Origin of the sequence: Bacillus pseudomycoides DSM 12442, assembly GCF_000161455.1 — a bacterium.
GTDB classification, from domain to species: Bacteria; Bacillota; Bacilli; order Bacillales; family Bacillaceae_G; genus Bacillus_A; species Bacillus_A pseudomycoides.
Map to the genome: position 1 here is coordinate 4,091,518 of NZ_CM000745.1, position 12,325 is coordinate 4,103,842.

Below are 12,325 nucleotides of genomic sequence, written 5' to 3' on the forward strand. Positions count from 1 at the left end.
GAAAAAATCGCTACGTCTTATGACATAGCGATTTGGACCTTATTCTTTTCCATCAAGAAGGCGACCAAGTCCACCTAAAACGCTACCTTCCCCGCTACTTTGAGCTGCAGGGCTTGTAAGACGCGCTGCTAAACGGCTTAATGTTAAGGATTGAATCCAAACTGTTCCTGGTCCTTCTAATGTAGCGAAGAATAAACCTTCTCCGCCAAATAACGCAGTTTTTACGTTTCCTACGAATTGAATGTCGTAGTTAACATCTCTTGTCATTGCAACGAGACACCCTGTATCAATGCGGAGTCTTTCACCGGGCTTAAGCTCACGTTTGTATACTGTGCCACCTGCGTGCATGAAAGCAAGGCCATCACCTTCAAGCTTCTGCATAATGAAGCCTTCACCGCCGAAGAAGCCGCTACCAATTTTTTTCGTGAATTCAATTCCGATAGAAACACCTTTTGCGGCGCAAAGGAATGCATCTTTTTGACAAACTACTTTGCCTTGATATTCTGTTAAATCAACTGGAACGATTTTTCCAGGGTAAGGTGCAGCAAATGATACGTGACGTTTGCCATGACCTGTATTTGTAAATACGGTCATAAACATACTCTCACCTGTAACGAGTCGTTTTCCGGCACCCATTAATTTACCGAATAGGCCGCTAGACTTTCCAGCACCGTCACCGAAGATTGTTTCCATTTCAATATGGTCTTCCATCATCATCATTGCTCCAGCTTCTGCAATTACGCTTTCTTCTGGATCTAATTCAATTTCAACAAACTGCATATCATCGCCATATAATTTATACTCAATTTCATGTGCTTTCATTATTTTCACCTCATATGTAGTGGATACTAATATTGTACAGAAATTAATGAGATTAGAAAACTATCGTTTTGTTAATTTTTAAACAAAAATCTGTTTTGATTGTTCAACATATAAGTCACTGCTACGAAAAACAACAGGTGACCTGCTCGCGTTTGCTCTCTTTGTTTTCACTTGGCATGGGGCTGAAAAAGGATTTGACCGTAAAAGCCCGATTCGTTCAACTACTAATCAGTGGGGATGAAGAAAACCCCCACTGATTAAAGTTTCACTTTACATATAGTTTACATATTTTGTGAACCTTTTTAAAAAATATGAGAAAAATGCTGAAATGAAAGTGTTCTCATTTGACGTTTTTGATAGAGCGTGATATAGTGAAATCACTATTGAGCTACATAATGTGGTACGGAAATAAAGCGTGTTTAATTCAAGGCATCAGGTCTGAGATACATTCATGTCCTTTATATCCACCTTTTCATGTGGATTCATAGTTTCATTTTTATTTAGGAGGTACATGACATGCAAACAGGTAAAGTTAAATGGTTTAATGGCGAAAAAGGTTTCGGTTTCATCGAAGTTGAAGGTGGAGACGATGTATTCGTACATTTCTCAGCTATCCAAGGCGACGGCTTCAAAACTTTAGAAGAAGGTCAAGAAGTTTCTTTCGAAATCGTTGAAGGTAACCGTGGACCACAAGCTGCTAACGTTACAAAAAACTAATTAGCTAGCGAGAAAAAAGCATTCCGAATTTCGGAATGCTTTTTTATTCTTTTGAACTAGACTCATTCGGAGATAACTCACCTTTATAAGTTCGTTCTTCAAAATCATCCAGCATCTGTTCATATTCTTCATGCTCTTCTGTTGCATACACCTGTGGATTCTTTCCATACATATCTGTTCCGATGAAGTTTTCAAAGTCTTCTACGTAACCGCGTGGTTCTTCAGCATCTACATACATCTCATCAAAGTTTTTCGAGTCGCGGCGTTCTAAATCAGATGGTGTTTCTGATGTTCCGTATAAAGCAACATCTTGCCAAGCATCCTCTGCATCGTATCCTACGGCACTGTCCATATCGTATTTGCCAAACGGTGGCTCTACTAATTCTTCTTCAACGGGACGTGCGCTTAAGTTTAATTTATTCGTTGTATGTTCTATACAGGTCGTAGCAGTTGGCATCGCTTCTAATCTTTCTAGTGGAATTTCTTCACCAGAAACTTCGCAAACCCCATATGTGCCAGCTTCGATTTTTTGTAAGGCATGCTTTGTATCTTGCAGTTGCTTATGCCAAAATTCAATAAGCCCGAAGTCTTTTTCGCGTTCATATAATTCGGTAGCCATATCGCCGGGATGATTGTCATAAGCGGATAATTCTCCAACAGATTCCCGTTCAGAGGCGCGGTCTTCGCCTTCATGACTTTGCAGCGTTTGTTCAATTTCGTGCAGTTGCTTTTCTAAAATGGATTTAAAATGATTGATTTGTTGTGGAGTTAACATAGTATCCACCTTCCTACAATTCGGTTTCTTTATGTAGTATGAGCTTGATTGCGGGAAATATCCCGGTATTTGAGTGAGTCGATCGTGTTGTAAAATGTCGAGCGATCGATATGTTGTGTCGAAGTGCCGATATATGAGGAGAAACGGTCGATATATTTAAAAAATCGCCGATATATTTTGAAAATGGAAAAAGGAAAAAGGAGCTGCTCTAGCAGCTCCTCTTTTATAGGAAATAACCAAGTAATAGTCCGATTCCCATTAAGAAACCAAAGATTGTATTTGTTTTTGCCGTCGCGATCATCGCAGGTGCCATTTCCATTGGAATACTTTTGCCGATAAATCCTTTTGTCGCTTTAAATGCTTTCGGGGCACTTAGGAAAACAATCAGCATCCATGGGGACACGATTCCGACAATGATTAGGGCAATTGTCCAAATGTAGGAAACAATAAACATGGAAGCAAGAACACCAATTGCGTTCTCACGTCCAACAATAATCGCTAATGTATTACGGCCATTCTCTTTATCTCCATCTAAATCACGAATGTTGTTGGAAAGTAAAATCGCTCCAATTAAAATCGCATTTGGAATAGATACTAAAATAATTTCTGATGTTACAGTTCCTGTCTGAATGAAAAATGAAATACCAATAATAATAACACCCATAAATAATCCTGCTGTTAATTCTCCAAAAGGCGTATAGGCAATCGGAAGTGGGCCGCCTGTATAAAGGTAAGCAATAGCCATACAAACAAGACCGATTGCAGCAAGCCACCAGCTAGAGTTCATACAAATATAAACGCCTAAAAGCATTGCGATACCGAAAAATCCAAATGCTAAATTAAGGACTGTTTTTGGTTGAATTCCGTCACGGACAATGGCACCACCGATACCAACTGAACCTTCGTGATCTAATCCTCTTTTATAATCAAAGTATTCATTAAACATGTTTGTTGCTGCTTGAATGAGAAGACAAGCAAGAAGCATGATAAAGAAAAGAGGGAGATGTATTTGATTGATACCCCCTACTTGCATTGCATAAGCTGTTCCAATAAAAACAGGAACAAAAGCTGCTGTTAATGTATGAGGACGTAATAAACTCCACCAAATGCGCCAGCCTGTTTGTTTACTTGGCTTTGGCGACATAGGAGAGGAATTCGTTTCGACTTTCATTTCCATGTTGAATCCTCCTTGTCACATAATATACACAATTAAGTGTAGGAAAAGCATCATTTAGTGTCAACGTTTATTTTCTAGGAAGAGAAGGGGAATTTCTCAGAAATGCTAAACGTTGACAGGGCTTTCGTTTGAGGTGTATCTTAAAATCAAGCGTATTTATGACTATTTTTCGCCCATAGGGGGGAGACTTTGTGATTCAGACGAAACAAAAAGATTTACAAGAAGTGATTTTGGCAGCTATTAAACATGCGACGAATGAAAAAACATTGGTCAGTTTTGTAAAACAAATAGATTGGATGGATCCGCTTCTTTTTTATGCAGCAGGAAAAAGGATTGCATCCGAAAATAGATGTTATTTTGCAGACCCATCTCAGCATGTCATATTTGCTGGAATTGGCTCTGTTTTCACTATAGCAAATTCTTCTGACAAACGCTTTCAAAATGCCCACGAAAAGTGGAGTAAAGTGCAAGAGAAAGCAATTGTTCACAGAGAAGAGTATGAATTTGGAACGGGTCCACTTTTATTTGGTAGTTTTTCATTTGATCCAGAAAAAGAACAAACGGATCTTTGGGAAGAGTTTAAAGATACAACATTATCGTTACCGGCTTTTCTTTTAACGGTAAAAAATGAAAAAGCATGGTTAACAATGAATACATTTATTTCAGCTGAAGACTCTGCACAGGGAGTGTATGAAGAAATTGTTTCTTTGGAAAAAAGAATTTTAGAAGAATGCAACTGTCCGCTTACAGAAGCAAAATTAACAGTAACTTCTAAAGTAGAAGTTGATCCAAAGAGCTGGATGAATGCAATTGTAAAAGTGCAGGATGAAATGAAAAAAGGAATTGTACAAAAGGTTGTATTGGCAAGAGAATTAAAACTAACGATGGATCAGAATATTGATTCTGCTCGTGTTTTAGAGGCGCTCCGTATTGGGCAACCGGATTGTTACGTGTTTTCCTTCGATTATAAAGGAGCATGCTTTTTAGGAGCAACGCCTGAAAGATTAATTCGAAAAGAAGGCGGAAAATTTACATCGATGTGCCTTGCTGGTTCGATTGGTCATGGTAATTCTATAGAAGAAAGTAAGCAAAATGGTGATGCGCTTCTTCATGATGAAAAGAATTTAGCAGAGCATGGTTATGTAGTCAATATGATTCGTAGCGTATTAACAGAGCATTGTGAATCCGTTACTATTCCGCAGCGTCCAGGTTTATTAACAACAAAAAATTTACTACATTTATATACACCGGTTGAAGCGAAAGGTGAAGCATCACTTCTTTCAATGGTGGAAGAACTGCATCCAACGCCAGCACTTGGTGGTACGCCACGCCACGCGGCGATGAAGCTCATCCGTAATGTAGAGTTATTAGACCGTGGATTGTACGGAGCACCAATCGGCTGGATAGATGACAAAGGGAACGGCGAATTTGCGGTAGCCCTGCGCTGCGGGCTATTAAATGGTGACAAGGCATCCTTATTTGCCGGCTGCGGTATTGTGATTGATTCAGTACCACAGCTTGAATATGAAGAAACAAGTTTGAAGTTTAGACCGATGCTTGGTGCTTTGGAGGAATTAATGAAATGAATAATCATATAGAAGCATTATCATATTATTTAGGCGCGTTTGTGGACGAACTGGCGCGTCTAAATGTATATGATGTTGTCATTAGTCCAGGTTCGCGGTCAACGCCGCTAGCCTTGCTAATGGAGCAACATGAACAGATAAAAACATATTTGCATGTAGATGAACGATCAGCTGCTTTTTTCGCGCTCGGTATTGCGAAAGCGAAGAAGCGTCCTGTAGCGATTTTATGTACATCAGGAACAGCGGCAGCGAACTATTATCCAGCAATTTGTGAAGCCTTTCATTCGCGTGTGCCATTGCTTGTCTTAACAGCAGATAGACCACATGAACTAAGAGATGTTGGTGCCCCGCAGGCAATGAATCAGCTGAACTTATATGGCTCCTTTGTGAAACAGTTTATGGAGATGGCACTGCCAGAAGCTAGAGAGCCGATGTATCATTATGCCCGTATGACAGCCGGGCGTGCTGTTGCAAGTGCATCTCTTGCGCCAAGGGGACCTGTCCATATTAATTTTCCACTTCGAGAGCCGTTGATCCCTGACTTTTCTTTAGAGGAATTATGGGAAAAAGGACGAGGTGAATATACAGGGGCAGTTCATCAAGGGAATATGGCGATGACGAGTGAATATGTAAGTTCTCTTACAGAGCGCCTTTTGAGTATGGAAAAGGGGCTTATTATTTGTGGAGACGATAGTCATCCAGAGATTGCTGAAGTTATCACGCAGCTTGCTGAGAAAACTGGATATCCAATTTTGGCAGATCCGCTTTCAGGTCTTCGGAGCGGTAATCACGATAAATCATTGGTAATCGATTGCTATGATACATTTTTACGAAATGAATGCTTGAAGGATACATGGAAGCCAGATGTCATTATTCGTTTCGGTGGTATGCCAGTATCTAAGGCATTAACGCAATATATAAAGAAACAAACGGCTGCTGTCCATATTGTTGTAGATGAATCAGGAAAATGGAGAGATCCAGCTCTTGTAGCAACGGAAGTGGTATGTGCAAGCGACGTCTCGTTTTGTAAAGCAATGACAGATAATATGCAAAAGCGAGAACAGAATGATTGGTGCGAGATGTGGAAACATATAAACGATGCAACGAAGAAAAAGCTTCGTGAAATCGAAACATATGAAACAGCGTTTGAAGGAAAAGTGATTACAGACATTGTGCATGTGTTACAAGAAGAAGCGACGTTATTTGTCAGCAATAGCATGCCAATTCGTGACACAGATACATTTTTCTTTAACATAGATAAAAAAATTCATGTCATGGCAAATCGTGGTGTGAATGGGATTGATGGGATTATTTCAACAGCCTTAGGAACGAGCACTGTTTGTGAACCACTCGTATTAGTCATTGGTGATTTATCATTTTATCATGACCTAAATGGACTCTTAGCAGCAAAATTACATGATTTAAACGTAACAATTGTCGTTGTTAATAACGATGGTGGTGGCATCTTCTCATTCCTACCACAATACAAGTCAAAAGAACATTTTGAATCATTATTCGGAACGCCGCTTGGGCTTGATTATGAACATGTTGTCAAAATGTACGGTGGTTCATTCTCGCGTGTAAATGACTGGGAAGCATTTCGTCATGAAGTAAAAAAAGGAACAACGGAAAAAGGGTTACACGTTGTGGAAATTTGTACAAACCGAGAAGAGAATTTACAATTGCACCGTGATTTATGGGCAAGTACATCGAAGGTTGCTACGGAAATTTTGCAAGGTGAATCGGAATGAAAGTAGCGCTGCAAGGTATAACGTATGAATATGAAGTGGTCGGTAGTGGAGAGCCACTTCTACTTCTTCATGGTTTTACGGGGAGCATGGAAACGTGGCATTCGTTTATTCCTGCATGGAGTAAACAGTTCCAAGTCATCACAGTTGATCTTGTGGGACATGGAAAAACGGAAAGTCCCGAGGAACTTATGCATTATGATATTCAAAATGTAGCACTTCAAATGACGACACTACTCGATCATTTGAATATTGAAAAAGCACATATACTCGGCTATTCAATGGGCGGAAGACTGGCGATTACGATGGCATGCTTATATCCAAACCGCGTGAAATCTCTTTTATTAGAGAACTGCACAGCTGGACTTGAGATGGAATCGGACCGGAAAGAGCGCCGTGCGCGCGATGAACAGCTTGCAGATCGAATTGAATTAGAAAGAATAGAAGCTTTCGTAAATAGATGGGAAAATATCCCGCTGTTTGCAACGCAAAAAAAGTTATCACAAGGTGTGCAAGAACAAGTAAGGAAAGAGCGACTTGCTAATAACCCGAAAGGACTCGCAAATAGCCTTCGGGGCATGGGAACAGGAGCCCAGCCTTCTTGGTGGAGTCAGCTTGAAGAGCTCAAAATGCCTGTCTTGTTAATGAATGGAGAGAGCGATCAGAAGTTCTTTCACATCTTACAAAATATACAAAAACGCATCCCTCACGCGAAATTTGTCAAAATTGATGGGGCTGGCCATGCAATTCATGTGGAACAACCGCAAAAGTTTGGTACAATAGTAGAGGGATTTCTCAAAACCATACAGTGACACTTTTTTCTTTTGAGGAAAGTAGAACTTATAGAGACTAGTGGACAACCATTAGCACAATAAAAAGGAGGTAAGAATAATGGCTATTGAATGGGTAAAAGAAGGCAATTATGAAGATATTATTTATTCTACATACAATGGTATCGCAAAGATTTCGATTAACCGTCCTGAAGTACATAATGCATTCCGTCCTAAAACGGTAATGGAGTTAATCAATGCATTTGCACAAGCACGTGATGATGCAAATGTTGGCGTTATCATTTTAACAGGTGAAGGTGGACGTGCATTCTGTTCTGGCGGCGACCAAAAAGTTCGCGGTCATGGTGGATATGTAGGTGAAGACCAAATCCCACGCTTAAACGTATTAGACTTACAACGTTTAATTCGCGCAATCCCTAAACCAGTTATCGCAATGGTAGCAGGTTATGCAATTGGCGGTGGACACGTACTTCATATCGTATGTGATTTAACAATCGCAGCAGACAACGCTGTATTCGGACAAACTGGTCCTAAAGTAGGTAGCTTTGATGGCGGATACGGAGCTGGTTATTTAGCTCGCATGGTAGGTCATAAGAAAGCTCGTGAAATTTGGTACCTATGTCGTCAATACAGTGCACAAGAAGCACTTGATATGGGCTTAGTAAACACAGTTGTACCATTAGAAGAGCTAGAAGCAGAAACAGTCCAATGGGCAGAAGAAATCTTAGCAAACAGCCCAATGGCACTTCGTTTCTTAAAAGCTGCATTCAATGCAGATACAGACGGTTTAGCTGGTATCCAGCAACTAGCGGGAGACGCAACGTTATTGTACTACACAACTGACGAAGCAAAAGAAGGCCGCGACGCGTTCAAAGAAAAACGCCGTCCAGACTTCGGACAATTCCCTCGTTTTCCGTGATTAAAAGCGGAAGCGGCTCGTTCAGAATGTGAGGGGGATGGAGCTTCTGACGAAGAGGCGCAGTTTGCCTCGTAGGAAGCAGCGAAGCCACCGACTATTCTAGCTGCTGTAGCTGGATGAAATTAAAGGCGGAAGCAGCTCGTTCAGAATAGGAGAGGGATGGAGCTTCAGACGAAGAGGCGTAGTTTGCCTCGCAGGAAGAAGCAAAGCCATCGACTATTCTAGCTGCTGTAGCTGGATAAGATTAAAAGCGGAAACAAAAACAAGAGACTTGATTGTACATCAAGTCTCTTTCTTTAATGGAAGGAGAATGTGTAATGGAGACAATGCCCAATTGGTTAATGCAACGTTCTTTTTTAACACCAGAGCGCACTGCGATTGAGACAAAAGAGGAGAAGATTACATTTTTAGAACTGCATGAAAAAGTAGGATCTGTTTGTGAACACCTTTCATACTTACAGATAGAAAAAGGTCAAAAAGTGGCTGTTCTGATGAAAAATGGTACCCAGATGATTACAGTAATTCACGCCTTATCTTATATTGGGGCAGTAGCTGTACTTCTAAATACACGTCTTTCAAGAGAAGAGCTACTTTGGCAAATGGATGATGCTGAAGTTGTTTGCTTAGTAACGGACCAAGAATTTGAAACAGAACAGGTACTAGTATATGCATTTGAAGAGGTAGTGAATGGACCGAAGAAAACTGCAGTCGTTCAAGAGGAGTTTTCTTTAGAAGAATCGATGACAATTATTTATACGTCAGGAACAACAGGCAAACCGAAAGGGGTTATCTTAACATACGGTAATCACTGGGCGAGTGCTGTTGGATCATCACTTAACTTAGGGCTTCGCGATGATGATTGTTGGTTAGCGTGCATGCCAATGTTTCATGTAGGCGGATTATCTCTGTTAATGAAAAATATTATGTACGGTATGCGGATTTTACTCGTTCCGAAATATGATCCTGATTTCATTCATGAGGCAATAAAAACTCGGGGAATAACAATCATATCTGTCGTTTCTAAGATGTTAATGGACTTATTAGAAAGACTTGGGGAGGAAACATATCCGAGCTCTTTACGTTGCATGTTATTAGGCGGAGGACCAGCACCAAAGCCACTTTTAGAAACATGTGTAACAAAAGGAATCCCTGTGTACCAAACATATGGTATGACAGAAACATCCTCGCAAATTTGCACACTTTCAGCTGATTACATGTTAACGAAAGTTGGTTCAGCAGGAAAAACGCTTTTCTTATGCCAGCTTCGAATTGAGAAGGATGGAGAAGTAGTGCCACCGAATGTTGAAGGAGAGATTGTTGTAAAAGGACCGAATGTGACACATGGATATTTTAAACGTGAAGACGCAACGCGTGAAACAATAATAGACGGTTGGCTTCATACTGGAGATCTTGGGTATTTAGATGAAGAAGGATTTTTATATGTATTAGATCGTCGTAGTGATCTCATTATTTCAGGCGGAGAAAATATTTATCCAGCGCAAATTGAAGAAGTACTGCTTGCAAATCCTAAAGTGGCGGAAGCTGGAGTTGTTGGGAAAGCAGACGAACAGTGGGGACAAGTGCCTGCTGCGTTTATTGTTAAGGCTGACGATATAACAGAAGAAGAACTGATTCAATTTTGTGAAGAAAAATTAGCGCGATATAAAGTACCGAGAGAAGTGCATTTCTTACTTGAATTACCACGTAATGCTTCGGAAAAATTGTTAAGACGGGAACTAAGGCACCTGCTGGAGGAGATGTAAATGAGAATTAAAAAGGCGACGCTTTATGTAACAGAAATGCCTCTTGTGATTCCTTTTGCAGCAAGTTACGGAACGTATGAAACGCGGGAAAGTATTGTCATTGAACTTGAGGATACGGACGGATATATCGGGTTTGGGGAAGTTGTTGCGTTCTCAGAACCATGGTATACAGAAGAAACTGCAACAACGGCACTTCATATGCTTCAAGATTTTTTAATACCAGATGTATTGAAAGCTGAAATTACACATCCAAATGAAATTCCGAGTCTCTTTCAGCATATAAAGCGTAACCGTATGGCGAAAGCGGGAATAGAAGGCGCTGTATGGGATTTGTATGCGAAACACGAAAACAGGTCATTAGCGACTTTACTGGGAGGAACACAGCCAGAAATTGAAGTCGGTGTTGTGATTGGGTTAGATACGATTTCTAATATGTTAAAACGAATTGAAATGTATGCAGAAGAAGGATATCAACGTTTTAAGGTGAAAATCAAACCGGAATTTGATTATGAGCTAATAAAGGAAATACGAAGAGTCTTTCCAAAGGTTCCATTAATGGTCGATGCAAATTCAGCGTATACGTTAGGGGATATTGAACGATTAAAACGATTGGATGAATTTCAGTTAATGATGATTGAACAGCCTTTAGCGGATAACGATTTTCTCGATCACGCTAAGCTCCAAAAACAAATAGAGACACCTATTTGTTTGGACGAGAGTATTCATAGCTTAGAAGATGCAAGAGTAGCGATTACACTTGGAAGCTGCCGCATTATAAATATTAAACCGGGACGAGTTGGCGGTTTAACAGAATCAATCCAAATTCATGATTATTGCAAGGAACATGGTATTCCTGTTTGGTGCGGCGGTATGGTTGAAATGGGGATTTCACGTGCGCAAAATATTGCGTTAGCATCACTCCCAAACTTTACGATTCCGGGTGATATTTCAGCTTCAAGTAGACACTGGGAGCGAGATATTATTTCACCAGGAGTAACATTGCAAGGCGGGAAAGTAATTGTTCCAAAAGAGCTTGGGTTTGGATATGGCGTAAACCGGGAAAGATTAGAAGAGATTACGAGAAAACGGATTGTATGTGAGAGGTGAATGTATGAGGCAGCAGGAAGATATATTGCGGGTTATACAAGCATATTTGTTAAAGGTGTCATTTGTAAAAGTTGCATATATTTTTGGGCCTCACGTAAGGAAAGAAGTAACAGATCAATGTAGTCATCACATTGCGATTGAAACGAAGAATGCTTCGCACAAACAATTTCAATGGTTATGTTTTGAGTTGACAGAAGAGCTGGAGGGAAGAGTGAAATTTGATGTGGTACATTTAAATATGCTCTCTAATCAACAACTACAAAAGCGTATATTGCAAGAAGGAAAGCTGTTTGTACAGCGTATATAAAGTGAAACTTTAATCAGTGGTGACTTCATCCCTCACTGATTATTAGCCCTCACCAATCGGGCTTTTACGGGCAATTCATCACCTGCTTAACTTTTTTGCTTTCACTGAATGAGGTGGGAGTGTTACTGCCCACAAATAGCGGGATAAAGAGCCTACGATGATTCAATTATCGTAGGCTCTTTTGTGATTCGCAGGCATTGCATTCTTTATTGATGGTTTATCAGTAAATCCAAGGTTTCGTTGTATCTTTTCGTAAAACAAGCCTGTTTTTGGGAAAAACAAGCTCCCGATTTCCCATGTAAACATAATATAAATTGAATCCGCTCATTTAGAACATGATAGGATCCCCTTGTTGTTACGAATGATACTAAAGGAGGAATAGAGTAATGAGTGATAAGTGCGATGACAGATGCGATGACAGACATGAACATCACCATAGACACATAAGACACGGCTGTGGAGGCGGTTTTGCGCTTCTAATCGTATTGTTTATTTTATTGATTATCATCGGTGCTAGCTGCTTCGGTGGTGGCTACGGTGGCGGTTGTGGATATGGCGGCGGCTATGGTGGCTTTGGTGGTGGTTACGGATACTGCTAACAAAAACTATTGAG

The 12,325-nt window shown here is 40.3% G+C and carries 12 protein-coding genes; 9 read left to right on the forward strand and 3 right to left on the reverse strand.

Annotated elements, in window-relative coordinates:
* Positions 1-39 precede the first annotated feature (39 nt).
* The gene (locus BPMYX0001_RS20855; RefSeq protein ID WP_003208823.1) at positions 40-822 is read right to left on the reverse strand and encodes a TIGR00266 family protein; all 783 of its coding nucleotides are present in this window, start codon (positions 820-822) and stop codon (positions 40-42) included.
* A 516-nt stretch (positions 823-1,338) separates the two neighbouring features.
* Here BPMYX0001_RS20855 and cspD point away from each other — a divergent pair.
* Positions 1,339-1,539, forward strand: coding sequence for a cold-shock protein CspD (gene cspD, locus BPMYX0001_RS20860; protein WP_001193049.1), 201 nt, complete (start codon positions 1,339-1,341; stop codon positions 1,537-1,539).
* A gap of 43 nt (positions 1,540-1,582) precedes the next feature.
* On the opposite strand, the gene BPMYX0001_RS20865 is transcribed toward cspD, so the two are convergent.
* Both BPMYX0001_RS20865 and BPMYX0001_RS20870 read right to left on the reverse strand, forming a co-directional pair.
* Entirely contained in the window at positions 1,583-2,314 is a 732-nt protein-coding gene (locus BPMYX0001_RS20865; RefSeq protein WP_003201460.1) for a yteA family sporulation protein, read from the reverse strand.
* A gap of 223 nt (positions 2,315-2,537) precedes the next feature.
* Positions 2,538-3,491: a 1,4-dihydroxy-2-naphthoate polyprenyltransferase gene (locus tag BPMYX0001_RS20870; RefSeq protein WP_006096311.1), complete on the reverse strand. Its 954-nt coding sequence runs from the start codon at positions 3,489-3,491 to the stop codon at positions 2,538-2,540.
* Between the two features lie 191 nt (positions 3,492-3,682).
* On the opposite strand from BPMYX0001_RS20870, the gene BPMYX0001_RS20875 reads away from it, so the two are divergent.
* The 8 genes from BPMYX0001_RS20875 to BPMYX0001_RS20910 all read left to right on the forward strand — a co-directional run bounded on the left by BPMYX0001_RS20875 (position 3,683) and on the right by BPMYX0001_RS20910 (position 12,311).
* Positions 3,683-5,077 carry an isochorismate synthase gene (locus BPMYX0001_RS20875; RefSeq protein ID WP_006096312.1) on the forward strand — a complete coding sequence of 465 codons (1,395 nt, stop codon included), beginning with the start codon at positions 3,683-3,685 and terminating at the stop codon, positions 5,075-5,077.
* Positions 5,074-6,828: a 2-succinyl-5-enolpyruvyl-6-hydroxy-3-cyclohexene-1-carboxylic-acid synthase gene (gene menD, locus BPMYX0001_RS20880; protein WP_018782034.1), complete on the forward strand. Its 1,755-nt coding sequence runs from the start codon at positions 5,074-5,076 to the stop codon at positions 6,826-6,828. Before BPMYX0001_RS20875 ends, menD begins: the two co-directional genes overlap by 4 nt.
* Complete coding sequence (gene menH / locus BPMYX0001_RS20885; protein ID WP_033796493.1) at positions 6,825-7,637, forward strand: 2-succinyl-6-hydroxy-2,4-cyclohexadiene-1-carboxylate synthase; 813 nt, start codon at positions 6,825-6,827, stop codon at positions 7,635-7,637. Before menD ends, menH begins: the two co-directional genes overlap by 4 nt.
* A gap of 79 nt (positions 7,638-7,716) precedes the next feature.
* Positions 7,717-8,535, forward strand: a complete 819-nt coding sequence (gene menB, locus BPMYX0001_RS20890; protein WP_006096314.1) for a 1,4-dihydroxy-2-naphthoyl-CoA synthase — start codon at positions 7,717-7,719, stop codon at positions 8,533-8,535.
* A 317-nt stretch (positions 8,536-8,852) separates the two neighbouring features.
* Entirely contained in the window at positions 8,853-10,298 is a 1,446-nt protein-coding gene (locus BPMYX0001_RS20895) for an o-succinylbenzoate--CoA ligase (protein ID WP_033799174.1), read from the forward strand.
* Positions 10,299-11,405, forward strand: a complete 1,107-nt coding sequence (gene menC, locus BPMYX0001_RS20900) for an o-succinylbenzoate synthase (RefSeq protein WP_006096316.1) — start codon at positions 10,299-10,301, stop codon at positions 11,403-11,405. It begins immediately after the preceding gene.
* A 4-nt stretch (positions 11,406-11,409) separates the two neighbouring features.
* On the forward strand, positions 11,410-11,712 hold the full coding sequence (locus tag BPMYX0001_RS20905) for a hypothetical protein (RefSeq protein ID WP_006096317.1): 303 nt from the start codon (positions 11,410-11,412) through the stop codon (positions 11,710-11,712).
* Between the two features lie 386 nt (positions 11,713-12,098).
* Positions 12,099-12,311 (forward strand): YjcZ family sporulation protein, encoded by a 213-nt coding sequence (locus tag BPMYX0001_RS20910; protein WP_018764638.1) that lies wholly within the window; start codon positions 12,099-12,101, stop codon positions 12,309-12,311.
* Positions 12,312-12,325 lie beyond the last annotated feature (14 nt).